Below are 22156 nucleotides of genomic sequence, written 5' to 3'. Positions count from 1 at the left end.
CTTCGACAAACTTATTCCCCGTCAGTAACATGACGCCGCGTGTTCAAAAGCTCCATAGGCAGGGCCGTCGGCCCCGCCCTCCTCACCCTCGCCCTCGCCGGGGTCGCCGCCTGCGGGCCGACCACCTCCGGCACTCCGCAGGCCGCCGCCGGCACCACCGAAGCGGCCGTCACCACCGGCACGACCACGACCGCGTCCGCCGCCGGCAGTCAGGCCCCGACAGCCCAGGCCGCCGGCACCCCCCGCGCCCGGGCCGCCGCCGCCCCGACCACCGCCGCTGCCACCGCACGGCCGACCGGTACGGCAGGTGCCGCCGGTACGCCGGTCACCGCCGCCCCGGCCGGCGACCGGCAGGCCGCCGTGGCCGCCCCCGCCAAGGACGGCGGCGCGGCCACCCCCGCCGGGCAGAACCTCCAGCTCACCGCGTACGACCCGGCGGGCGGCACGGCCGTCCTCTCGGCGCCGCCGGCCGCCGGGCCCACCGCGACCGCCGGCGCGACGCCGCCCCCCGCGCCCGCCCCCGCCGTTCAACCCGGGCAGCTCATCGCCAGCCCGCCCACCGCCGCCGCGCCCCAGGGCGCGCTGGTCGCCGTCACCGGCGTCCGCCCCGGCGCGGGCGCCAGCCTCAACCTGACCACTCGCCCCGCCACCCTCGCCGAACTCCTCGGCGGCACCGAGGCCGACGGCCAGGTGCCCGTCGACCCGCACGGCATCACCGTCACCCCGCTGGTCAAGGACCTCAAGGCCGTCGTCGGTGCGGACGGCGGCGGTGTGAAGGCCGACGCCTCCGGCACCCTGGAGGTCGACGTCAAGGCCCCCGTCCCACTGCCCGACGGCGCGAGCGTGGACGCCTCCGGCTCCCTCCAGCTGCACCCCGCCGTCCACTTCGCCTACCACGGCGCCGCCGCCGGCAGCCCGCGCACGGCCTCCATCGGCTTCGACCTCGGCGCCCACGCCCAGTGGAAGGTCACCGGCGACGTCGCGCGCAGCACCGGCGCCGCGCCCGTCCGGCTGCCCTTCGCCACGTTGCAGGCCAGCCCGGTGCTCACCGTCGCCGGACTGCCCGTCGTGGTCAACCTGAAGCTCACCTGCTACCTGGAGGTCGGCGCCGACGGCCAGGTCCACCTGGAGGTCGAACAGGAGGCCACCGGCACCTGGGCCGTCCGCGCCGACTACACCGGCGGCAAGGGCTGGACCCCGACCACCGACGCCGACACCAAGGTCTCCCCGGTCCGGGTGCGCCTCACCGGCAGGGCCGGGGTGCGGGCCGCGCTCGGCGCCGAGGTCTCCGTCGGCCTCTACGACACCGTCGGCGTCCAGACCACCGTCGCCCCCTACCTGCGGGCCCGGGCCGAGGGCTCGCTGATCGCCGACTCCTCTGGCAACCCGCCTCAGGCCCAAGGGAGTTGGTCGCTGGTCGGCGGCGTCGACCTGACCGGCTCGCTGCTCGCCCACCTCAAGGTCTTCGGCACCCCGGTCATCGAGGGCGCGTACCCGCTGCCGCCGTTCCACCGCGAATGGCCCCTGGCGGCCGGCTCCGCGGCCCTGCCGTCCCCGCGCCCGAGCGGCTGACCCGGAACCGCCCCGGGCTCAGGTCCGGTTACTGCCCGGGTGGTACGCCGGGCAGCGGGGCTACTGCTCCTGACGTACCGACAGTTCGTGTCCCAGGGCGATGATCCGGCGCCGGGTGCGCTGGAAGGCTGACGCGCAGGAAGTCGGCCTGACCGACTTCCTGCGTATCCGCACCCGCATCCGCACCCGTCATCGTCAGGAGACCGCATGACCACCCCCAAGGCCCTGCGCCGCGTCGCGGCCGCGGGCCTCGCCCTCACCGCCTGCCTCGCCACGGCGCCCGCCGCCACGGCCGCCGCCGCCGAGCGTGACGGCGGCCCCGCGAGCGCCGGAGCCGGACTCGACCGCTACCACCACCAGCGCCTCGACTGGCGCAGCTGCGTCCTGGGCCCCGACGACGAGGTGGGCCGCGGCCTGGAGAGCGCGGGCGCGCGCTGCGCGGACGTGACCGTGCCGCTCGACTACAGCGACCCCCGGGGGCGGACGATCACCGTCGCGATCTCCCGGCTCAAGGCCACCGACACCCGGCACCGGATCGGCTCCCTCCTGCTCAACTTCGGCGGCCCCGGCGGGCCGGGCCTCGCCAACTCCGTACTGGTGCGCGGGGCGATGAAGGAGACCGGCGCCCGCTACGACGTGATCGGCATGGACCCGCGCTTCGTCGGCCGCAGCACCCCGCTGGACTGCGGTCTGTCCACCGGCCCCGTCCTGCCCTCGGCCGGCGCCGACCGGGCGGTCTTCGACCGTCAGACGGCGTGGGCCAGGAGCGTGGCCGACCGGTGCCGCGCCACCAACGGCTCGGTGCTGCCGCACGTCACGACCCGGAACACGGCCCGCGACCTGGACGTCGTCCGGGCCGCGCTCGGCGAACGGAAGATCTCCTACCTGGGCTACTCGTACGGCACCTACCTGGGCACGGCCTACACCCAGCTGTTCCCCGGCCGCTACGACCGGGTGGTCCTCGACGGCGGGATCGACCCGCGCAGCTACAACCCCCGGCTGATGCGGGGCACCGAGAACGAGCACGAGCGGGCGCTCGACGGCTGGGCCGACTGGGCGGCCGCGCACCACGCCGACTACGGCCTCGGCGACACCCGCGCGCAGGTGCGCGCCACGATCGATCGCGTCGTCGCGGCGGCCGAGCGGGAGCCGCTCACCGTCGGTACCGCCCCCGACGTCTTCCGGCTCGACGGCAGCCAGGTCCCCTCCCTGGTGTTCGCCGGGATCGCGAGCGACCTCGCCCCGGCGCGGGCGGGCCTCGCCGAGCAGCTGTCCGTCCTCGCCGGGGCCGCGGACGGGCGGCCCACCCGGGTGTCGCCCGGCTTCGCCGCCTTCCTGCGGGGGACGTTCACCAGCGCGGGTTCGGCCACCGGCAGCGTGCAGACCGCCATCCTGTGCGGGGACGTGGCCGCCCCGCGCGACCCGGAGCAGTACTGGCGCGACATCGAGCGCGGCCGGGCCGCCCACCCGCTGTTCAGCCCGATGACCGAGAACATCACCCCGTGCGCGTTCTGGGACGCGCCGCGCGAGGAGCCGACCCGGGTCCGGCGCGACACCGCGGCGCTGATCGTGGCCGCCAGCAACGACCCGCGCACCCCGTACCGGGGCAGTGTGGCCCTGCACGGCATGCTGCCCAGCTCCCGGCTGGTCACCCTCGAAGGCGCCTTCCAGCACACCAGCTTCGGCGTCTACGGCAACGCCTGCGTCGACGACTCGGTGAACACCTACCTGGCCACCGGCCGGCTGCCGGGTAAGGACCGCACCTGCGCCAAGCAGTCCTGAGCAGCCCTCAACAGTGCCGAGCAGCCGTGGGCAGCCCTTCCTGACCAGCCGAAGGCTGCCCTAGGCTGCGGCCATGCTCTCTGTGGTGGTGGCCCCCTGGGCGGGCGAGGCGGAGCCGGTGTTCGTGCGGGCGCCGGACGAACTGCACGATGCCGCGAGCACGATGAAGGTCGCGGTGTTGGCGGCGCTCGCCCGTGGCGGGGCGGATCTCGATGCCGAGGTGCCGGTGGTGAACCGGTTCGAGTCCATGGTGGGCGGGGAGTTCGGCAACGATCCCGACTGGGACAGCGATCCGCTGCCGTGGGAGCTGCTGGGCACGCACGTGCCGCTGCGGCTGCTCGCCGAACGGATGATCACGCACTCCTCCAACCTGGCCACCAACCTGTGCCTGGCCCGGGTCGACCGGGCGGCGGTGGCCGAGGCGTGGCGGCGGGCCGGGGCGACGCGCAGCGCGAGCCCGCGCGGGATCGAGGACTACGCGGCGCGCGACGCCGGGGTGCACAACCTGGTGAGCGCGCGGGACCTGGTGCGGCTGCTGCACTCCCTGGGCGGGGAGCCGGAGTTGCTGGCGCTGCTGGAGCGCAACGCGTTCCGGGTGGACCTGGCGGCGGGCCTGCCGCCGGGCACCCGGATCGCCTTCAAGAACGGCTGGGTGCCCGGCGCCCGGCACAGCGTGGGCCTGGTCCACCCGCAGGACTGCCCGCCCTACCTGATCGCGGTCTGCTACACCGGCCCGCTGGCCTCGGGCGAGGACCGCACGGACCCGGCGGCCCGGCTGCTGGCCCGGGTCTCGGCGGCGGTGTGGCAGCGGCGGCACGAGCTCGCCGACGCGTGAGCCGACGCGTGAGCCGACGCGTGAGCTGCCGCGCGAGCCGACGCGAGACCTGGCCGGCCGCCCGCCCGCCTGCTGCGAGGCTTCGCGCAGCAGGCGGGACAGCGGTCAGTACGGCTGGACGAGGACGTGGGCGGCGCCGGGGATGCCGACCTTGAGGAGTTCGTCCTCCTCCGGGGTGGTGGGCGTGCCGGTCTCCTGCTTGAGGACGGCCCGGGAGAGCGCCTGGACCCACATGGCGCGGGGCCGGCGGCGCTCCTCCCAGGCGGCGAGCGCGGCGGGGACGGCCTCGGCGGCGTCCAGGCTCTGGGCGAGGACGAGGGCGTCCTCGACGGCCATCGCGGCGCCCTGGGCGAGGTGCGGGGTGGAGGCGTGGGCGGCGTCGCCGGCGAGCGCGATCCGGCCGACGTGCCAGGGCTCCTCGACGCTGACCTGGGAGATCCGCGAGTAGACCACGGCGGACGGGTCGGTGACCTGGGCGAGGGCCTCGGAGATCGGGCCGCCGAAGCCGGCCAGGCGCTCGGCGAGCTGCTCGTGGGCGTGCCCGGGGTCGGGCCGGAAGTCCTCGGCCTCGGCGAACACCGAGCCCAGGTACATGAGGTCGTCGGTGATCGGGGTGAGCAGTGCCTTGGCCTTGAGGTTGCCGGTGGACATCACCACGCCCTGGACCTCGGGTGAACGCGGCAGGGTGACGCGCCAGTTGGCGAAGCCGGTGTACTCGGGCGCGTACTTCTCCCCGTAGAGGCGCTTGCGCAGCGGGGAGCCGATGCCGTCGAAGCCGACGACGAGGTCGTAGCGGCCGCGGTGCCCGTCGGTGAGGGTGGCGTCGACGCCGTCGGCGTCCTCGGCGAGGTTGGCGATGGTGGTGCCGAAGCGCAGGGTGGCGCCGGCCCGGGTGGCGGCGGTGGCGAGTACCTGGGCGAGGGCGGGGCGGGGGATGCCGTTGTTGGAGGGGGCGTCGCCCATCCGGGGCTGCGGGATCTTGGCGAGGGTGGCACCGGTCGGGTCGCAGATGGTGAGCACCTCCCACTCGAAGCCGGCGGCGAGGCAGTCGTCGAGGACGCCTATCTCGCGCATCACGTGGAGGGCGTTGGAGGGCTGGATGATGCCGACGCCGAGGGCTTCCAGCTGGTCGCGGAGTTCGGCGACGTCGACGTGGTGGCCGCGCTTGGCGAGGGCGGTGGCGAGGGTGAGCCCGCCGATGCCGCCGCCGTGGACGAGGACGCGCAGGGGTGAGGTCATGGGGTAGCTCCTGGGGAAGGGAGGTGGTTCAGCCGACGTTCAGCCGACGGGGGCGGCGGAGAGGTCCATCAGGTGGTCGACCAGGGCGAGCAGCAGGTCGCGGCCGAAGGCGCGTTCGCGGACGTCGCCGAGGAGCATCGGTACCTGCGGGTCCAGGTCGAGGGCGGCGCGGATCTCGTCGGGGGTGCGGGTGTTGTGGCTGTGGAAGCAGTTGATGGCGACGACGAAGGGGATGCCCCGGCTCTCGAAGAAGTCGATGGAGGCGAAGCTGGTGTCGAGCCGGCGGGTGTCGGCGATGACGATGCCGCCGAGGGCGCCGTTGACGAGGTCGTTCCACATGAACCAGAAGCGTTCCTGCCCGGGGGTGCCGAACAGGTAGACGACGAGGTCCGGGTTGACGGTGATCCGGCCGAAGTCGAGGGCGACGGTGGTGGTGTCCTTCTGGTCGACGCCGGACAGGTCGTCCACGCCGACGCTGGCCCGGGTCAGGTACTCCTCGGTGCGCAGCGGGGCGACCTCGCTGACGGAGCCGACGAGGGTGGTCTTGCCGACGCCGAAGCCGCCCGCGATGAGGATCTTGACGGCGGCCGGCGCGGTGGCGACGCCGGCGTCAGCGGCACTGCTGGGGTGGGGTGTTGCCATGGTTCAGAGTCTCCGGAGTCCTTCGCGAACGGCCGTGAGCAGGCCGAGGTCCACGCCTCCGGCGGCCCGGGCCACCGAGAGCGGTGCCCGGGCCCGCAGCAGGCCCTGGGCGACCAGGTCGCCCAGCAGGATCTTGGTGACCGAGACCGGGAGGTCCAGGCCGGCCGACACCTCGGCGACGGCGGCGGGCCGCCGGCAGTGGTCGAGGATCATTCGGTGCTCGGGCTGGAGGCCGCGGGCACCGGCGCGGCTGCCCCGCGCCAGGGCCCGGGCGGCCTCGTCCTCGACGGTGGTGAGCACGGTGATCAGGGTGAGGTCGTCGCGCTCGGGCGCGGTGCGGCCGCGGGTGATGGTGTACGGGCGCACCATGGCGCCCGACTCGTCCTCGGCGTCCTCGTCCGGCAGTTCGCTCCAGTGCGGGACCCCGCCGCGCTGCCCGCTCCCGTTTCCGCTCCCGTACGGGCCCACCGGTGTCAGCTCCGGTTCCGGGCGGCGAAGGCGTCGAAGCCGGCGGGGGAGGCGGCGCCGGCCTCGGCACGCACCGGGGTGGTCATCTTCTGGCCGACCTGCTGCACCAGGGTGTGCATGGCGACCGACATGACCTCGGCGTCGACCTCCTGGGAGGCGACGACGGCCAGGTGGGTGCCCCGGGCGGCGGCGATGATGAACAGCCAGCACTCGGCGAGTTCGACGATCACCTGGTGGACGGCCCCGCCGTCGAAGAGCTGGCCGACGCCGCGGGCCAGGCTCTGCTGGCCGGTGGCGACGGCGGCGAGGCGTTCGGCGTCGGCCCGTTCGATGGTGCGGGAGTGGCTGACGACCAGGCCGTCGTCGGAGAGCAGGACGGCGTTCCTGGTCCCGGGCACCGAGTCGACGAGTCCGTCCAGCAGCCAGTCCAGGTCCTGGTGGGTGGCGATCGTTCGGTTCATGACTGGTCATCCGTTCGTGTGGTTCGGGGGTCCGCGGCCGGCAGGGCCCAGGGGGAGGGGCCGGGCGCGGGCGTCGGGGAGCCGGCGGGGGCGGTGGGGGGAGCCGGTGGGGTCACGGCCCCGGGCAGCGGGTGCTCGCCGCTGTCCTGGGCGCGGGCGGCACGGGACTGGCGCTGGAAGGCGCCGATCGTCGCACCGGAACGCTTCGCCGGGCGCTGGAAGGGGCCGCCGGCGGGCTCGGTGGCCGGGGCGGCGGGTTCGGCGGCGGGCTCGGCCCACTGCGGGCGGGGCGCCGGCGGGACGCGCAGTTCGGCGGCCAGGCTGGCCTGCCGGACGCGCTGGGGCAGCGGGGGCTGCTCGGTCTCGCTGGGGCTGAGCGGCACCGCGGAGGCGTACTCGCGGCGCCGGCGCCGTTCGGCCAGCCGGTAGTGGTCGGCCGGGCGGTACTGCTCGTCGGCGTACGGGGCCTCGGCGTCGGTGACCCGGGCGTAGGCGATGTCCGGGTAGGCGGGCACGTCGTGCGAGGGCAGCTGGTCGACCGGGGCGTCGGGGGCCGGCGAGCTGTGCTCGATCGGCTGCTCGGCGTACGGGGCGGGGAACGGCGCGGGCTCGGCGGCGGGCGCGGCCTCGGGCTGGACGTACTCGACGTGCCCGAAGGCCTGGAGGGGGGCGGTCAGCGGGTCGTGCGGGAGCTGCTGGGTCTGCCCGAGCGGTTCCGCGTACCCGAGCGATTCCGCGTACCCGAGCGGTGCGACGTACCCGGGCTGCTCCACGTGCTGGACCTGCCCGAACGCCTCCACCGGGGGGAAGGATTCGGCCGCGGCGAAGGCCTCCACCGGTGGGAGGGGCTCCGCCGGCGCGAAGGACTCTCCCGGCGGGAAGGAGTCCACGGGCGCGACCGGCGGCCCCGCCGGCTCCGGCTCCGGGGCCTCGTTGGAGGCGGTGAGCAGCGCCTTGCGGGAGCGCCGCACGAGCGGGATCGGTTCGACGGGGGCGGCGTCGGGGAGTCCGGCGTCGCCGTCGATGACGAGCTCGTCGGGGACGAGCACGACGACCCGGGTGCCGCCGAAGGCGGACGGCCGGAACTCGATCTTGAGTCCGTTGTGCGCGGCCAGCCGGGCGATGACGTAGAAGCCGAGGCGGACGTCGTCCGCCCGGGCGAGCACGTCGGTGCGGGGCGGGCGGCTCATCAGTTCGTTGGCGGCGTCGTACTGCTCGGGGTCCATGCCGAGGCCGCGGTCCTCGATCTCGACGGCGAGTCCGCGGCCGACCATGGCGGCCCGGACCTCGACCGGGGTGGGCGGCTTGGAGAAGGTGGTGGCGTTCTCCATCAGCTCGGCGAGCACGTGCGCGACCGGGCCGACGGCCCGCTCGGACAGCCACGGGTGGCCCTCGACGTCGATCATGATCCGGCGGTAGTCCTGCACCTCGCCCTGCGCGGCGCGCAGCACGTCCAGCAGCGGGACGGGCTTGCGCCAGCGCCGCTGCGGCTGGCCGCCGGCCATGATGACGAGGTTCTCCTCGTAGCGGCGCAGGCGGGCGGTGAGGTGGTCGAGGTCGAACAGGCCCTCCAGGACCTCAGGGTCCTCGTGCTTGCGCTCCAGCTCGTCGAGCTTGCGCAGCTGGCGGCCGATCAGCAGCTGGGTGCGGCGGGCGATGCGCTGGAGCAGCCGCTCGAAGCCTCGGTGCTGCTCGGCCTGCTTGACGGCGGCCTCGACGGCGGAGGCGCGGGCCAGGTTGAGGGCCTGGCCGAGGCGGGCGAGCTCGTCGGTGCCGTTGCCGTGCGGGCCGGCGGTGATGGTGCGGCTGTCGGTCTCGACGTCGACCTGCTCGCCGCGGCCGAGGCGTTCGACGACCTCGGGGAGGGTGCGCTCCATCTCCTCGGCCTGGGTCTGGAGTTCCTTGATGCGCCGGCGCAGCGAGCGGCTGAGCCGCCAGGAGGCGATGATCACCGCGACGACGGTGATCAGGCCGACGACGGTGGTCAGGACGACCTTGGTGAGGAGGGAGAGGATGGTGCCCTTGCCGACGTCGACGATGGCGCTGGTGCGGTTCTCGATGGCCTTGACCAGCTGCGGGTTGAGCTGGTCGAGGGCCTGGCGCCACTGGTCCTGGGCGGCGGGGAGCTTGACGGTGCCGTTGGCCTCGGCGGCGGTGGGCTTGGTGAGCGACTGCTCGACGGCGGCCTTGGCCTGCCAGGCGGGGCTGTTCATCAGGTCGTGCCAGGCGGCGGCCTCGCCGTCCGGGATGTACGGGAGGACCTGGACGGTGAAGAGGTGCTCCTGCGCCCCGACGGCCTGCTGCACCTGCTGGTAGTCGGCGGCGGAGAGTCGCCCGGTGGGCCAGCCGCGGGCCAGGATGGCGTCCTCGCGGGCGAGCATCTCCTTGGCCCAGAAGGTGTTCACCAGGGTCTTGGAGACCCAGGTGACCTCGCCGGCGTCGACGCGGCTGAGTGCGGTGAACAGCCGCAGGTCGACGGCGATCAGGTCGGTGTAGTACGCGTAGAGGGCCTGCTGGTCGATCGAGCCGTGGTCGACGGCGGTGCGCTGCTCGGCGAGCTTGCCCATCGCCTGGCGGGCTTCGGTGACGGCGGTTCGGACCTCTTCGGGGGCGCTGTCGGCGGTCTCGCCGGAGAGGACCTGGAACTGGCGGACCGCGTCGTCGGTCTGCTGGCGCTGGCGGCGCAGCTGGTCGGTGTTGCCGCCGGGCCGGGCGAGCGCCTCGGCGCTGAGCCGGCGTTCTTCCTGGAGGCTGTAGTAGACGATGTTGGACGGCTGGCCGGCCTTCTGGGCGAGCAGGCCCTGGGCGGCCTGGCGCTGGAAGTCGAAGACGGTCTCGCCGCTGGTGACCGCCCACAGGGCGGCCAGGGCGATGCTGGGGACGACGGCGAGGACGAGCAGCGCCGTCCGCAGTGACAGGCGCGGACGCCTGCGGGGGGCCTTCGGCGTCGGGGGCCGCCGATTCGCACGCGCGCGCAGAGCAGTCTCCTTGGGGATGGCGGCCGGCCTGAGCGGGGCGGCCGTCCGGGGCACGGGCTTGACGAGGCGATACTAGTCATACCGTGTGATTGGAGTGAAAGTGCGTTCGCCGCCTGGGCCGTGGTCACACACGCTCCGGACACAATGTCATCTGACGGTTGATCGTGCGTGCTCGAAGCATCCCAGTTCGGAGCGGGTTGACGAGGCGTCGGCCATCGGAGCGGGCGGCCGGGTGGCCGCCGTGTGAAAACTGTGTGTCCGCGCTCCGGATATTCGCCCGACCGGTCGGTCGGTGGCCCCGGTGCCCGCTCCGCTCAGTCGGCCAGCAGGCGCGACCGGGTGGCCTCCAGCTCGGCCGCCAGCACCCGCCCGGCCTCCTCGGGATCGCCCCGGTGCAGCGCCCCGACGAGGTCCGCGTGCGACGCGTAGCCGTGGTTCGGGTCCCCGCTGCGCAGCCCCAGCACCCCCACCAGGTCCACCAGGTGCTCCCTCAGGACCGGCGCGAACTGGGCGAACAGGTCGTCCAGCACCGGGTTGTGCGCGGCCGCCACCACGGCGGTGTGCAGCGCGATGTCGGCGTCCACGAAGGCCGCGTCGTCCGCGCCGCCCGCCGCCAGCCGGGTGGCCAGCGCCGTGTCCACGGCGGTGAGGTCCGTCTCCGTGCGGCGCGCGGCCGCCAGTCGGGCCGCCTGCACCTCGACCATGGTGCGCACCTCGTAGACGTGCGCCAGCTCCGCCCGGCGCAGCCGGGTCGGCCAGTCCAGGGCGGGCCGGTCCGCCGTCACGAACACGCCCGACCCCTGCCGGCTCTGCACCATCCCGGCGCCGGCCAGCGCGCGCAGCGCCTCCCGGACGGTCGAGCGGCCGACGCCCAGCTCCTTCGCCAGGGTCACCTCGCCCGGCAGCTTCCCGCCCACCGGCCAGTGTCCGGCGGTGATCTGCTCCTCCAGGCGTCGGGTGGCCTGGTCGACCAGGGGGGAGCGGTGGAGGGGGCCGAGCGGGGGCATTCGCGTTCACCTGTCAGCTTGTCTGAGGACTTGGTTCGTGGTTAGTCTACCCGGCATGCAGCCGTGGAGTCTCCCTCTGGGTGGCCTTCTTCTTGGTGGCCGCAGCGGGGCGTGACCGGACCGGCACCCCGCTGCGGGGCGCCGTCCTGCCGGTCCACCGGTACCTCCGTAAGGACTCATCATGCGATTCCCGACCCTGCGTACCCCCGCCGGCCCCGTCCCGGTCACCGCCCCCGCCTGGAACCCGCAGCGCCCGGGTGCCATGCCCTCCCACCGCTACCGGCCCGCCCACGAGCGCGTGCACGTCCCCGCGCTGATGCGGCGCTGGCCCGGCCGACGGATCGACCACGCCCCGCTGTGGGTCCCCGTCGACCTGCGCGACGGCAACCAGGCACTGGCCGAACCCATGGACCCGGCACGCAAACAGCGGATGTTCGACCTGCTCCTGGCCATGGGCTTCAAGGAGATCGAGGTCGGCTACCCCTCCGCCAGCCGCACCGACTTCGACTTCGTCCGGCAACTGGCCACCGTGCCCGGCGCGGTGCCCGAGGACGTCACCGTCGTCGTCTTCACGGCGGCGCGCGCCGACCTGATCGACCGCACCTTCGAGGCCGTCGAAGGCCTGCCCCGCGTCGTCGTCCACCTCTACACCGCCACCGCCCCGCTCTGGCGCGAGGTCGTCCTCGGGCGCGACCGGCACGAACTGCGGGCCCTGATCACCGAGGCCGCCACCCACCTGGCACGGCGGGCCGACGGCCGGCCCGGGGTGCGCTTCCAGTTCTCGCCCGAGGTGTTCAACCTGACCGAACCGGACTACGTCCTGGAGGTCTGCAACGGACTCACCGAACTGTGGGACGCCGGCCCCGACCGGCCCGTCGTCCACAACCTGCCCGCCACCGTCGAGATCGCCACCCCCAACGTCTACGCCGACCAGATCGAGTACCTGCACCGGCACCTGGAGCGCCGCGAGTCGGTGATCCTCTCCGTCCACCCGCACAACGACCGGGGGACGGGCGTCGCCTGCGCCGAACTGGCCGTGCTGGCCGGCGCTCAGCGGGTGGAGGGGTGCCTGTTCGGCAACGGCGAGCGGACGGGCAACGTCGACCTGGTGACGCTGGCGCTCAACCTGCACACCCAGGGCGTCGACCCCATGCTCGACTTCTCCGACCTCGACGAGATCCGCCGCACCGTCGAGCACTGCAACCGGCTGCCCGTGCACGAGCGCCACCCCTACGCGGGGGACCTGGTGCACACCGCCTTCTCCGGCACCCACCAGGACGCCATCAAGAAGGGCTTCGCCCACCACGCCAAGGTGGCGGCCGAGTCCGGCGTCCCGGCGCGCGAGGCGCCCTGGTCGGTGCCGTACCTGCCGATCGACCCGGCCGACCTCGGCCGCGACTACGAGGCGGTCATCCGGGTGAACAGCCAGTCCGGCAAGGGCGGCATCGCCTACCTGCTCCAGACCGGGCACGGGCTGGAACTGCCGAGGCGGCTCCAGATCGAGTTCTCCCGGGTCGTGCAGGAGGCCACCGACGACAGCGGGCGGGAGGTGACGGCGGAGGGACTGTACGGGCTCTTCCGCGCGGAGTACCTGGACGCGGCGCCGGACTGGCCGTGGCAGGCCGGCGACGACTGGGCGGAGGTGGACGGCCGGCGCGGCGAGGGCGCCGGGCCGCTCGACGCGGTGGCCGACGCGCTGCGGGTCGACATCCTGCACTTCAGCGAGCACGCCGTCGGGGCGGGTGCGGGCGCTGGTGCGGGTGCGGGTGCGGGTGCGGGCTCCGGTACCGACGCCGTCGCCTACGTCGAGGCCCGGGTCGGGGGACAGGTGGTGTGGGGCGCCGGGCGGGACGGCTCGGTGCTCACGGCGGGCGTACGGGCGGTGCTCAGCGCCGTCGGCCGCGCGCAGCGGGGGTGACGGACGGGCCGCCGTCGGCCGTCGCGCCGGAGTGACCCGTATGGACGGGAGTTGTACGGAGACGGCCCACCGCGACACCGTGCGCGGTGGGCCGCGCCGCCTACATCGGTTTCGGTGCGATCACCGCGAACGGCGCGCCCTGCGGGTCGGTCACCACCGACATCCGGCCCGCCACCATGTCGAACGGCGGGGCGAGGACGGTGCCGCCGTGCTTGACCAGGGCGTCGACGGTGGAGTCGACGTCGTCCACCGCGAAGTACGTCAGCCAGTGCGCGGGCGTGCCGGGCGGGTCGTCGGCGAGCAGCGAGGCCCCGCCGACGGCCCGGCCGCCGACCCGCAGCTCCCAGTACTGCTCGGCGCCCTGCGCCGGCTCGATCTCGATGCCGAACGCCTCGCCGTAGAAGGCGGTGGCGCCGGGCAGGTCGCTGGTGTGCAGCTCGTTCCAGATCAGCGCGCCACTCTCGTTGACGACCCGGGCGCCGAAGAACTCGCCCGGCTGCCAGACGCCGAACACCGCGCCCTGCGGGTCGGCGGCGATCAGCATCCGGCCGAGCTCGCCGACGTCCATCGCCGGGACGAGCAGGGTGCCGCCCGCGCCGACGATCGCGTCCTGGGTGGCCTGGGCGTCGGTGGTGGACAGGTAGCTGGTCCACACGGTCGGCGGGGTGGGCATCCCCTCCGGCGCCATCGCCGGTCCGATCCCGGCCGACGGCTTGCCGTTCAGCTCGCAGACCGCGTACCCGCCGAACTCGGCCGGGCCGACCTGCCCCTGCCAGCCCAACAGGTCGCGGTAGAAATCCAGTGCCGCCTGCTGGTCCTGCGCCATCAGATCGACCCAGCACGGGGTGCCGGTCGGGTACGGAGTGGTGACTTCGGGCATTCTCGCTCCTTCAGGTGAGGTCCTGCGTCGGTCACCCTCTCGTCGCGGACCGTGCGCCGCCACTCGACACGCTGTCACGACCCGCCGGTCGGCCGGTGACGAGCCGGTCAGCGCCGGTCACCGCCGTCGAAGCGGGCAGAGCGGGAGCGTTTCGGAGGTGGGGCCGAACGTCCGGGGGCACGCCACGGCGGCGACCGACCGGAGCTGCTGGCCGGGTGTCCAGTACGTCCACACCACGTCGTGCGGGAACGTGTCGAGGAACGCCAGGGCGTGATCCAGCCGGGTGAACGCGGGGAGGTCGGCCTCCGAAGCGGGGGAGTCGGCGAGCTGCTTGCCCAGCCAGTCGAGCGCCTCGGCGGGGTCGTTGGTGGTGAGCCTGATCTGCGCCGCCGACTTGGCGAGCCAGTGCATGACCTCCAACGGCGGTATGGGGCTGCCCCATTCGGGCCGCGAGCCGTTCTGCGGTTCCGGCGGCCGCCGCTCGGCGTCGTCGGGTCGCTTGCTGCCCGCCCACGCGTAGCAGTGCCAGTGGAGGCCGGGCCTGTTCCAGTGATCCATGAGCGCCCTACCCTGGGTGTGAGGCGGGCCCCGCTCCCAGTTGCGTTGGGAGCGGGGCCCGCTGGTGCGAGGTGGTGCGTCAGGCGGAGGCGGTGAAGTGGTCCGGGTCGATGCCGGCGGAGCTCAACTCCACGGTGGTGAAGCGCAGTTCCCGCCCCGGCGCCTTGGTGTCGCCCATCACCCACAAACCGCCGGCCACCCCCGGCACCTCCTGCAGGGTCACGCACGACTCCCCGTCGTCACCCCCACCCTGGTTCCCGCCACACGCCTTGTAGGCGGCGAGTCCGGCCGGGATCTCGATCTCGTACAGGTCGCTCACTGCACTGCCTTCCTGTTCGGTGAAAGGGGAATCCGTTCCCACGCGGTGGTGCACCCGCACGCGGTCGGATTCCCCAAATGGCCGGATGCGGGAGTCTGTTGGTTTTGCCTCACGCGGCGGTGTCCGGGTTCAGGCACTCCCCGACCTCGCGATGCTTCCGCCGGAGGACCGTCACGTCCGTGAGCTTCGAACGGTCCAAGCCCTCCGGGCCCTTGAACGCCTCCCGCGCCATGGCGTCGTGCCAGCAACAGGTGGGGCACAGTCCGGAGTCCGGTGCGGCCGGCTCGGGTTCACGCTGGGCGATCTCACGCAGAGACATCTGGCCGGCTCCCTTCCTGGGGCGCTTCGTTGACGAGGAAGACGCTACGGAGGGTAGGCGGTTGGTCTCTACGAGGTTCTACAAGATTGCACGCCCATCACCCGAGTGCATCAATCGCCGCCGTGATCAGCGCGCGGGCCGGGGCGCCGTACACCGCTATGTCGGACAGCTTCTGAAACGCGGCGAGGTACTGGGCGATCTCGCCCGGCGCGGTCATGGTCACGGCAGCGGTGAGGGTTTCGACCTGCGCCTGTTCGCTGTCGTAGACGCTGAACGTCTCCAGTGGCCAGATGTCCCGGTCGGCGTTGAGGGGGATGACCCCGAGCGACACGGCGGGCAGGGACATGATCGCCAGCAGGTAACCGAGTTGCCCAGACATCGCGTCCGCGTCGCCGACCCGGTATCGCAGGACGGACTCCTCCACCACCACGGCGAACCGGTGGTCGCCCTCCCGCAGGATGTGCGACCGTGCGAGCCGGGCGGAAACGGCGTCTGCCACGTCATCGGGCGTGCCGCGAAAGCGGGTGATGGAAGAGAGCAACGCCGTTGCGTAACCGTGGTTCTGAAACAGCCCGGGAACCACTGTCGAACAGTAGACCCGGAACACGCGGGTGCGCTCGAACAGGGGCACATAGGAATCCTGCAACCTCCTGAGCCCGGTACGCTGGAGGCGCTTCCACTCCACGTACATCTCATCCGCTGAGCGTGATGCGGCGATGAGATCGGCGGTCTGATCGTCGGCTCTGCACAGCCGACACCAGATCCGAATGTCCTCATCGGACGGCGGAGTTACCGCGTTGATGATCCGAGACGATTTCGAGGGATGCCAGCCGGCTTGGCGAGCCAGCTCACGCCCGTTGAGTCCAGCGTCCTTGCAGAGGTCTCGCAGGCGGGCGGCGAGCGCTTTGCGTGCTGATTGGACGCTGGATGACGGAGATGTGGGCATGAGCTGGCAGTCCGGTGCTTCGTAGGTCAGATCCGATAGTTCTCGTGAGGAACGGCCCGCGACCAGACCGCTTCGAACGCCGAGGCGCAGAGCTTCGCCACGGCAGGATCCCCCGTCACCTCGTCGCCCAGATAGGCACCCGCCCCCGAGAAGTGGCCGAACCTCACAACCGTGTCGTCGAACACCCAGAAGTCGTTACCGGGAAGGGCGAGGTCAGATGCCCGGCGACGCGGCAGCCACCGGATCTGCTCGCCCGCGGACACATTGGCGAACGTGCCTTCGTGGAGGTACTGCGTGTACTCGCTGACCGGCTCGGAGACGATTCGCGCGCGGCGGATCTCGACACCCCGCGCCACCGCGCCCGATACGAGATCGAGCCAAGGGCGCCACCAGGAGGCGCGGTCGGCCAGGTTGTGGCGATGCCCCGCCCGCCATGCGGCGACGCGCGGGGCCTCGTCCGGGTCGTCGTACGAGTCCCGCATCTCAAGGTGAACCGCCGAGCGCTGGGCGGCGTCCAGAAGCTCAACGAACGTGGGCGCCTTCGGCGACATCAATAGCCTCCCTGAGAGCGGCAGCCATGCGGACGGGCAGCCGCAGCACGGTCTCACTGTCGGGGATCGGCCCTGCGGCCAAGCACTCCTCTTCGGTTGCCTGGTCGACCTTCCAGCCCTGAATGACGAATTCCCCCGCGTCCTTGTCGACCCACACCGTCGGGCAGTTGGCCCCATCCGTGTTCGGGTCCTTGGCGATGAAGGTTAGTGCCATCGTTCCCTCCGTGCCTCGCGGTTGCATGGATGTGCAAGACCATCCACCCGCAGCCAGACTGTAGTCAAGAGGTTACAAGCGGTTGATCTGCGCACTCGGGTGATCCGGGCACTCATTGTGACCGGCATGGAGCCGGGGCGGCGCTGGGATTGTGCGGCCTTCCGAGCCTGAGCCCAGGGAGGCCGCCGTGTCCCGAACGCCGCAGCAGATCTTCCGCATCCGGGACGGGAAGATCGCTCGACTGCGTGACTACTTCGGGCCTGAGCTGGCGAGTTGATGAGCTGAGAACATCCGACCAGTCACGGCCGGCGTCACGCCAGGGTGCGGAAGAAGGTCCGGATGTCGGTCACCAGCAACTCGGGCTGTTCCAGGGCGGCGAAGTGGCCGCCGTGGTCGAACTCCGTCCAGTGCACGATGTTGTCGATGCGTTCGGCGAAGGCGCGGACCGGCAGGGTGATGTCGTGGGGGAAGACGGCCATGCCGGTGGGGACGGTGGAGGGGGTGGCCTCGGTCCAGCCGTTGCGGGCCGACTCCTTGTACAGCCGCGCGGAGGAGCCGGCGGTGGCGGTCAGCCAGTACAGCATCACGTTGGTGAGGAGGTGGTCCCGGGGCACGGCACCTTCGGGAACGCCGCCGTCGCAGTCCGTCCATTCGCGGAACTTCTCGACAATCCAGGCGAGTTGGCCGACCGGTGAGTCGGTGAGCGCGTAGCCGACGGTGTGCGGGCGGGTCGCCTGGACGGCGGTGTAGCCGGAGGTTTCGGCCTGGTGGCGGGCCCAGGTGTCGAGCCGTTCGCGGTCGAGGGCGTCGAGGGTGGACGGGTCGCCGGTGGGGAAGGTGGGGGAGGTGTTGACGTGCACGCCGATGACCCGGGTGGGGGCGGCGAGGCCGAGTTCGCGGGAGATGCCGGAGCCCCAGTCGCCGCCCTGGGCGCCGTAGCGCGGGTAGCCGAGGCGGTCCATCAGTTCGGCCCAGGCACGTGCCACGCGCCGGTAGTCCCAGTCGAGTTGGCCGGTCGGTCCGGAGAAGCCGTAGCCCGGGATGGAGGGCGCGACCACGTGGAAGGCGTCGCGCGGGTCGCCGCCGTGGGCGCGGGGGTCGGTGAGCGGGCCCAGGATGTCCAGGAATTCGGCCACCGAGCCGGGCCAGCCGTGCGTGATGATCAGCGGGGTGGCGTCGGGTTCGGGTGAACGGACGTGCAGGAAGTGCACGTTGGCGCCGTCGAGGGTGGTGGTGTACTGCGGGAAGGTGTTGAGCCTGGTTTCGTGTTCGCGCCAGTCGTAGCCGGTCCGCCAGTACTCGGCCAGGTCCTGGAGGTAGTGGAGCGGGACGCCGTAGTCCCAGTCGGCGCCGGGCAACGAGTCGGGCCAGCGGGTGCGGGCGAGGCGGTCGCGCAGGTCGTCGAGCTGGTGCTGTTCGATGGCGATGCGGTAGGGGCGGATGTCGGTTTCGGCGGTCATGGCGGGGCCTTTCGAAGCATGGGGTGGGGTCAGGTCGTCGGCAGGATGTGGGCGAGCAGGGCCGCTTCCAGGTCGCGCAGCGGGAAGGCCGGGTCCTCGGCGGCGAGGGTGAGGCCGCCGCGGATGCCGGCGAGGAGGAGCAGGCGGGCGGCGGCGGGGTCGGGGACGCGGCAGGCCGCCAGGGCTTCGTCCAAGGCCTGTAGGAGGTCGGCGGAGGCGAGGTCGGCGCCTGCGGCGACCAGGACGGCGCGGGCTTCGGGGTCGGCGAGCAGGGCGGAGACGGCCCGGCTCTCCTCGACCTCCTCGGGGGCGGAGTCCAGGCCGAGCAGGGCGGAGCGGACCAGGAGTTGCAGGGTGGCGGCGGGGCTGTCGGCCGGTTGGGCGGCGAGCGCCGCGCGGGTCCGTTCGCGCCAGCCGTCGGCGATGTCGATCAGCAGGCCGTCCTTGCTGCCGAAGTAGCGGGAGGGCAGTCCGTCGGCGACGCCGGCCCGGGTGGCGACCTGGCGCAGGGTGGTGGCGCGGTAGCCCTGTTCGGCCATGAGCAGGACGGCGGCGCGCCGGATCTTGGCGCGGGTCGCTTCGCGGACGGCCGCCGAGGCCTCAGGCGTGCGGGGCATGGGGGCGTCCGGTGTTTGGTTGAACCATTGTTCAATATAAACACACGGCAAAGGTCCGCGTCACGCCCGGCGCGGGCCCCGGGGAGTCGGAGCTGGCGGGGCAGCCGCTAGCCCAGTTCGTAGCGGACGATCTCGTCGGTCGCGGTGGTCACGACGAAGCCGGTCTTCACCAGGACCCTTCCCGAAGCGGGGTTGCCCACGCGGTGCTCGGCGGTGACCCGTGGGGTGCGGTGGTGGGCGAGGAACCGGCGCACCGCTGTGGTGGCGTAGCCGTGACCCCAGGCGTCCTCGCGCAGGATGTAGCTGAGGCTGCCCGTGTGGCCGGTGATGCGGAGCCGGACGATGCCGAGCAGGTCGTCGTGGACGTCGATGCCGAGGATGCGTGCGGTGCGCGGCCGGCGGGCGTCGGCCTCCTGGGCTTCGCGTATGTAGTCGTGGGCCTGGGCGGCGGTCATCTGGCCGAACCACAGGTCGGCGACCGACCTGCCGCTGTAGATGCGGCGGACGGCGTGGGCGTCGCCCGGCCGGAGCTCGCGCAGGTGCACCCTTCCTCCAAGTCGTGGCGTCGGTCCGGGGCTTCCGCGCGCCGCGCGGGAAGCCGACGGGAGGCCCCGGGCCCGGACGGCTCAGGCGAAGATGAGGCGGAAGATCTGGTTGTGGACGAAGAAGCCGCCGGGCTGGCCGGGGATCGGCTGCAGGTTGAACGTCTCGGCGAACTGCAGGGGCTTGTCGAAGGCGTTGTCGATGAGGAGGTTGCCCGTGACGGTGACCAGTACGCCGTTGCCCGGGGCGGGCTGTGCGTCGGTGGTGTTCACCTTGTGCTTGACGGTGGCCAGTTGGGGCGTCGTCAGCTTCGCGAGGATGTTCTGCTGTCCCTGGACCTGGGCGTTCTCCCAGGTGAGCATCGACTCGGGTCGGTAGAGGCTGTTGAGGTTCGGGCGACCCGAGATGCCGGAGTCGAAGGTGTTGTAGTAGTGCGGCACGAACGAGTTGGCAACGGCGTTGAAGTCCATGCGCGGAACGTACCAGTCCGCTCACAGCGGGTGTGCGCTGTTTGACGGAACTGCCACCGGGGTGACCGGATCCCCTTATCCTGGACGGCTCCTGACGAGCCCGGTGCCCGTGCCCGCCTTGACCCTCCCGTCGTGGGAGAGCCGACAGTGGAGCGCAAGCACGTCGATGAGGTCGATGAAGCGGTGCTGTTGAGCCTCGGAGAGGTCGCGCGGCTGCGAGCGCCCTGCTGCCGGCGGCCAGTGTTCCGGCGCACCGCCGGTGTCGGTGGGTGCGGGTAGCGTGAGCGCACGTGGGCAGTTGGGCCGACACCCGGGGGGACCGATGGAGAACGCGCCGGACCACGGCCGGACCGTGCGGAACGGTTCGCTCGCCATGATCGGCCTGGGGGTCCTGCTGTTCGTCCTCAGCCTGGTCTACCTGATACCGCACGACATGGGGGTGACGTCGGCTCTCCGCAGTCGCGGCGTCCACATGCCGGCGGTCGTCACCGAGTGCACTGAGGTGAGCGCGCCGCAGGACAACCCGGCGGGCAACGCCAACTGCCGGGTGCGGTTCACGACCTCCGAGGGGGCGTCCGTCGAGACCCGACTCGCCTACGTGACCGACACCGTCAAGGCCCGCGACACCGTGGCGGTGGTGTACGACCCCCGGCACACGGACGTCGCCGCCCTTGCTTCAAGCATCGGTTTCTGGAACTCACTGGGCCGGAACGCGCTCGATGTGGTCGCACTGGTGGCGTCCGTCGTCATGACCCTGCTGGGCCTCGCGGTCCATCTCGCGTACCGCCGGCTCACCCGGGCACGCAGGCGGCCCACCGCTCTTTAGGCGGTGAGGAGTGGGAAGTCGGCCCCGCCGATGTGGCCGTGCCGCGCTTGCCGCCAGTCGATGTAACTATTACAGTTACGACATGGAGAGGGGTGATGGGCGGCATGAGCGCGAACAGTAGGTTGACCGTCGCCGCACACGCCCTGACCTGGATCGGGCTGTACCAGCGCCGTGGCCACGAGGTCGCCACCTCCGAGCAGATCGCGACGAGCGTCAACACCAACCCCGTGGTGATCCGCCGCCTGCTGGCCCAGCTGCGCACGGCGGGCCTGGTCGACTCGCGAAGGGGTGCCGGGGCCGGCTGGACGCTGTCGCGGGACCTGTCGGCGATCACCCTGCTCGACGTCTACGAGGCGGTGGAGCCAGGGCCGATCTTCGCCCTGCACCCCGCCACGCCCGACCCCGAGTGCGTCGTGGGCCACGGCATCGCTCCGGTGATGGCCGCCGTCTACGACGGGATCGAGGCCACCCTCCGCCGGGAGCTGTCGGGAACCACGCTGGAGGATGTGCTGCGCGATGTGCTGAAGGCCGCCTAGCCTCGGCCGTGGCAGTGCTTCCTGCGCCGGTTTTTGCGCCCAAAAATGTAACAAGAATAGTTACGTCAAGATTCGGAGAATCTCATGGGACAGCTGGACAACAAGACCACCCTCGTCACCGGCGCCTCCACCGGCATCGGCCTGGCCATCGCCCGCCGCTTCGCCGCCGAGGGGGCGACCGTCTACCTCACCGGCCGCCGTGAAGCCGAGCTGGCGGCCGCCGTCGAGCAGGTCGGCAGCCGGGGCATCGGCGTCCGGGGCGACGTGTCGAAGCTCGACGACCTCGACCGGCTCTTCGCCGAGATCACCGAACGCAGCGGCCGGCTCGACATCGTCGTGGCCAACGCGGGCCTCGGGGACTTCGGCCCGCTCGGCGAGATCACCGAGGAGGAGTACGACCACACCACCTCCGTGAACCTCAAGGGCACGGTGTTCACCGTGCAGAAGGCGCTTCCGCTGCTGTCGGCCGGCGCCTCGGTGATCCTGCTCTCGTCCAGTGCGGCCCTGCGCGGCGTCCCGGGTCTGGGCGTCTACGCCGCGACCAAGGCCGCGATCCGCAGCCTCGCCCGCACCTGGGCCACCGAACTCGCCGGTCGCGGCATCCGGGTCAACGCCCTCACCCCGGGCCCGGTCACGACCCCCGGCGCCGACGAGCTGCGGGCCGCGTCCCCCCAGGTCGATCAGGCCGTCGCCACGACCCCGCTCGGCCGCGTCGGCCGACCCGAGGAGGTCGCCGCCACCGCCCTCTACCTGGCCGGGGACCAGAGCTCCTTCACCACCGGCGCGGAACTGCTCGTCGACGGCGGCCTCACGCAGCTCTAGGGCTGTTCCGTCTCGGCACGGAACCTGAGCGGGGTGGAAAGGCGGAGTGGGGGGGGGGGGCGGCCCCCCCCCCCCCCCCCCCCCCCCCCCCCCCCCCCACACCACCCCCCCCCCCCCCCACACCCCCCCCCCCCCCCCCCCACGACAGCACCGCAGAGGCTAGACCAGCTCGACCAGGTCCGCGATCGACTTG

At 72.7% G+C, this 22156-nt stretch carries 24 protein-coding genes; 7 read left to right on the top strand and 17 right to left on the bottom strand.

Translation table 11 applies throughout. From position 1 onward, the window contains the following. Window positions 1-39 precede the first annotated feature (39 nt). The 3 genes from AC07BF_RS01360 (at window position 40) to AC07BF_RS01350 (ending at window position 4189) form a co-directional block, all read left to right on the top strand. A complete protein-coding gene (locus AC07BF_RS01360) occupies window positions 40-1572 on the top strand; it encodes a hypothetical protein (RefSeq protein WP_478332733.1) in 1533 nt (510 codons plus the stop codon). 207 nt (window positions 1573-1779) lie between these two features. Next, a complete protein-coding gene (locus AC07BF_RS01355) occupies window positions 1780-3354 on the top strand; it encodes an alpha/beta hydrolase (RefSeq protein ID WP_478332732.1) in 1575 nt (524 codons plus the stop codon). A 73-nt stretch (window positions 3355-3427) separates the two neighbouring features. Next, complete coding sequence (locus AC07BF_RS01350) at window positions 3428-4189, top strand: serine hydrolase (protein WP_478332731.1); 762 nt, start codon at window positions 3428-3430, stop codon at window positions 4187-4189. A gap of 105 nt (window positions 4190-4294) precedes the next feature. Here the strand turns inward: AC07BF_RS01350 and AC07BF_RS01345 are convergent, their stop codons facing one another. The 6 genes from AC07BF_RS01345 to AC07BF_RS01320 all read right to left on the bottom strand — a co-directional run bounded on the left by AC07BF_RS01345 (window position 4295) and on the right by AC07BF_RS01320 (window position 10984). Further along, window positions 4295-5428 carry an FAD-dependent monooxygenase gene (locus AC07BF_RS01345; RefSeq protein ID WP_478332730.1) on the bottom strand — a complete coding sequence of 378 codons (1134 nt, stop codon included), beginning with the start codon at window positions 5426-5428 and terminating at the stop codon, window positions 4295-4297. A gap of 39 nt (window positions 5429-5467) precedes the next feature. Then, a complete protein-coding gene (locus AC07BF_RS01340) occupies window positions 5468-6070 on the bottom strand; it encodes a GTP-binding protein (RefSeq protein ID WP_363579619.1) in 603 nt (200 codons plus the stop codon). Between the two features lie 3 nt (window positions 6071-6073). Beyond that, window positions 6074-6538, bottom strand: a complete 465-nt coding sequence (locus tag AC07BF_RS01335; RefSeq protein ID WP_400326161.1) for a DUF742 domain-containing protein — start codon at window positions 6536-6538, stop codon at window positions 6074-6076. 5 nt (window positions 6539-6543) lie between these two features. After that, a complete protein-coding gene (locus AC07BF_RS01330; RefSeq protein WP_363579618.1) occupies window positions 6544-6999 on the bottom strand; it encodes a roadblock/LC7 domain-containing protein in 456 nt (151 codons plus the stop codon). Then, window positions 6996-10031, bottom strand: a complete 3036-nt coding sequence (locus AC07BF_RS01325; RefSeq protein WP_363579617.1) for a sensor histidine kinase — start codon at window positions 10029-10031, stop codon at window positions 6996-6998. The genes AC07BF_RS01330 and AC07BF_RS01325 overlap by 4 nt, the downstream gene beginning before the upstream one ends. 260 nt (window positions 10032-10291) lie before the next feature. Beyond that, window positions 10292-10984 carry a FadR/GntR family transcriptional regulator gene (locus AC07BF_RS01320; protein WP_400843676.1) on the bottom strand — a complete coding sequence of 231 codons (693 nt, stop codon included), beginning with the start codon at window positions 10982-10984 and terminating at the stop codon, window positions 10292-10294. A 181-nt stretch (window positions 10985-11165) separates the two neighbouring features. On the opposite strand from AC07BF_RS01320, the gene AC07BF_RS01315 reads away from it, so the two are divergent. Next, the gene (locus AC07BF_RS01315; protein WP_478318219.1) at window positions 11166-12902 is read left to right on the top strand and encodes a 2-isopropylmalate synthase; all 1737 of its coding nucleotides are present in this window, start codon (window positions 11166-11168) and stop codon (window positions 12900-12902) included. Between the two features lie 100 nt (window positions 12903-13002). Here the strand turns inward: AC07BF_RS01315 and AC07BF_RS01310 are convergent, their stop codons facing one another. The 11 genes from AC07BF_RS01310 to AC07BF_RS01260 all read right to left on the bottom strand — a co-directional run bounded on the left by AC07BF_RS01310 (window position 13003) and on the right by AC07BF_RS01260 (window position 19779). Beyond that, on the bottom strand, window positions 13003-13782 hold the full coding sequence (locus AC07BF_RS01310; protein WP_400843672.1) for a VOC family protein: 780 nt from the start codon (window positions 13780-13782) through the stop codon (window positions 13003-13005). Between the two features lie 117 nt (window positions 13783-13899). Then, entirely contained in the window at window positions 13900-14340 is a 441-nt protein-coding gene (locus tag AC07BF_RS01305) for a hypothetical protein (protein WP_478332729.1), read from the bottom strand. A gap of 79 nt (window positions 14341-14419) precedes the next feature. Beyond that, window positions 14420-14659, bottom strand: coding sequence for a DUF397 domain-containing protein (locus tag AC07BF_RS01300; RefSeq protein WP_478332728.1), 240 nt, complete (start codon window positions 14657-14659; stop codon window positions 14420-14422). Window positions 14660-14768: 109 nt separating this feature from the next. Next, entirely contained in the window at window positions 14769-14978 is a 210-nt protein-coding gene (locus tag AC07BF_RS01295) for a hypothetical protein (RefSeq protein ID WP_400843663.1), read from the bottom strand. Between the two features lie 97 nt (window positions 14979-15075). Next, window positions 15076-15924 carry a helix-turn-helix domain-containing protein gene (locus AC07BF_RS01290; RefSeq protein ID WP_400843661.1) on the bottom strand — a complete coding sequence of 283 codons (849 nt, stop codon included), beginning with the start codon at window positions 15922-15924 and terminating at the stop codon, window positions 15076-15078. A 26-nt stretch (window positions 15925-15950) separates the two neighbouring features. Next, window positions 15951-16475 carry a DUF6879 family protein gene (locus AC07BF_RS01285; RefSeq protein ID WP_400984158.1) on the bottom strand — a complete coding sequence of 175 codons (525 nt, stop codon included), beginning with the start codon at window positions 16473-16475 and terminating at the stop codon, window positions 15951-15953. Continuing rightward, on the bottom strand, window positions 16447-16689 hold the full coding sequence (locus AC07BF_RS01280) for a hypothetical protein (RefSeq protein ID WP_363579608.1): 243 nt from the start codon (window positions 16687-16689) through the stop codon (window positions 16447-16449). The genes AC07BF_RS01285 and AC07BF_RS01280 overlap by 29 nt, the downstream gene beginning before the upstream one ends. A gap of 311 nt (window positions 16690-17000) precedes the next feature. After that, window positions 17001-18149, bottom strand: coding sequence for an epoxide hydrolase family protein (locus AC07BF_RS01275; protein WP_400984161.1), 1149 nt, complete (start codon window positions 18147-18149; stop codon window positions 17001-17003). Between the two features lie 29 nt (window positions 18150-18178). After that, window positions 18179-18766: a TetR/AcrR family transcriptional regulator gene (locus tag AC07BF_RS01270; protein WP_363627615.1), complete on the bottom strand. Its 588-nt coding sequence runs from the start codon at window positions 18764-18766 to the stop codon at window positions 18179-18181. Between the two features lie 107 nt (window positions 18767-18873). Beyond that, window positions 18874-19311, bottom strand: a complete 438-nt coding sequence (locus AC07BF_RS01265; RefSeq protein WP_363627614.1) for a GNAT family N-acetyltransferase — start codon at window positions 19309-19311, stop codon at window positions 18874-18876. Between the two features lie 81 nt (window positions 19312-19392). Continuing rightward, a complete protein-coding gene (locus tag AC07BF_RS01260; RefSeq protein ID WP_363579604.1) occupies window positions 19393-19779 on the bottom strand; it encodes a nuclear transport factor 2 family protein in 387 nt (128 codons plus the stop codon). Between the two features lie 322 nt (window positions 19780-20101). On the opposite strand from AC07BF_RS01260, the gene AC07BF_RS01255 reads away from it, so the two are divergent. From AC07BF_RS01255 to AC07BF_RS01245, 3 genes are all read left to right on the top strand, one after another. Beyond that, window positions 20102-20605 (top strand): DUF3592 domain-containing protein, encoded by a 504-nt coding sequence (locus AC07BF_RS01255; protein ID WP_363627613.1) that lies wholly within the window; start codon window positions 20102-20104, stop codon window positions 20603-20605. Window positions 20606-20709: 104 nt separating this feature from the next. Beyond that, the gene (locus AC07BF_RS01250) at window positions 20710-21141 is read left to right on the top strand and encodes an Rrf2 family transcriptional regulator (RefSeq protein ID WP_363627612.1); all 432 of its coding nucleotides are present in this window, start codon (window positions 20710-20712) and stop codon (window positions 21139-21141) included. A gap of 84 nt (window positions 21142-21225) precedes the next feature. Then, complete coding sequence (locus AC07BF_RS01245) at window positions 21226-21963, top strand: SDR family NAD(P)-dependent oxidoreductase (protein WP_478332727.1); 738 nt, start codon at window positions 21226-21228, stop codon at window positions 21961-21963. Window positions 21964-22156: the final 193 nt, after the last annotated feature.

The sequence above is a fragment of the Kitasatospora sp. NPDC043950 genome (genome assembly GCF_056435345.1).
The sequence above is the reverse complement of the archived record's forward strand: the minus strand, read 5'-3'. Positions and strand labels throughout refer to the sequence as shown.

Excerpts from the sequence above, each read along its gene's own strand:
- AC07BF_RS01355 (WP_478332732.1), top strand. The coding sequence starts at position 1,780 with ATGACCACCCCCAAGGCCCTGCGCCGCGTCGCGGCCGCGGGCCTCGCC.
- AC07BF_RS01350 (WP_478332731.1), top strand. The coding sequence starts at position 3,428 with ATGCTCTCTGTGGTGGTGGCCCCCTGGGCGGGCGAGGCGGAGCCGGTG.
- AC07BF_RS01345 (WP_478332730.1), bottom strand. The coding sequence starts at position 5,428 with ATGACCTCACCCCTGCGCGTCCTCGTCCACGGCGGCGGCATCGGCGGG.
- AC07BF_RS01340 (WP_363579619.1), bottom strand. The coding sequence starts at position 6,070 with ATGGCAACACCCCACCCCAGCAGTGCCGCTGACGCCGGCGTCGCCACC.
- AC07BF_RS01330 (WP_363579618.1), bottom strand. The coding sequence starts at position 6,999 with ATGAACCGAACGATCGCCACCCACCAGGACCTGGACTGGCTGCTGGAC.
- AC07BF_RS01320 (WP_400843676.1), bottom strand. The coding sequence starts at position 10,984 with ATGCCCCCGCTCGGCCCCCTCCACCGCTCCCCCCTGGTCGACCAGGCC.
- AC07BF_RS01315 (WP_478318219.1), top strand. The coding sequence starts at position 11,166 with ATGCGATTCCCGACCCTGCGTACCCCCGCCGGCCCCGTCCCGGTCACC.
- AC07BF_RS01310 (WP_400843672.1), bottom strand. The coding sequence starts at position 13,782 with ATGCCCGAAGTCACCACTCCGTACCCGACCGGCACCCCGTGCTGGGTC.
- AC07BF_RS01305 (WP_478332729.1), bottom strand. The coding sequence starts at position 14,340 with ATGGATCACTGGAACAGGCCCGGCCTCCACTGGCACTGCTACGCGTGG.
- AC07BF_RS01295 (WP_400843663.1), bottom strand. The coding sequence starts at position 14,978 with ATGTCTCTGCGTGAGATCGCCCAGCGTGAACCCGAGCCGGCCGCACCG.
- AC07BF_RS01290 (WP_400843661.1), bottom strand. The coding sequence starts at position 15,924 with ATGCCCACATCTCCGTCATCCAGCGTCCAATCAGCACGCAAAGCGCTC.
- AC07BF_RS01285 (WP_400984158.1), bottom strand. The coding sequence starts at position 16,475 with ATGTCGCCGAAGGCGCCCACGTTCGTTGAGCTTCTGGACGCCGCCCAG.
- AC07BF_RS01280 (WP_363579608.1), bottom strand. The coding sequence starts at position 16,689 with ATGGCACTAACCTTCATCGCCAAGGACCCGAACACGGATGGGGCCAAC.
- AC07BF_RS01275 (WP_400984161.1), bottom strand. The coding sequence starts at position 18,149 with ATGACCGCCGAAACCGACATCCGCCCCTACCGCATCGCCATCGAACAG.
- AC07BF_RS01270 (WP_363627615.1), bottom strand. The coding sequence starts at position 18,766 with ATGCCCCGCACGCCTGAGGCCTCGGCGGCCGTCCGCGAAGCGACCCGC.
- AC07BF_RS01260 (WP_363579604.1), bottom strand. The coding sequence starts at position 19,779 with ATGGACTTCAACGCCGTTGCCAACTCGTTCGTGCCGCACTACTACAAC.
- AC07BF_RS01255 (WP_363627613.1), top strand. The coding sequence starts at position 20,102 with ATGGAGAACGCGCCGGACCACGGCCGGACCGTGCGGAACGGTTCGCTC.
- AC07BF_RS01250 (WP_363627612.1), top strand. The coding sequence starts at position 20,710 with ATGAGCGCGAACAGTAGGTTGACCGTCGCCGCACACGCCCTGACCTGG.
- AC07BF_RS01245 (WP_478332727.1), top strand. The coding sequence starts at position 21,226 with ATGGGACAGCTGGACAACAAGACCACCCTCGTCACCGGCGCCTCCACC.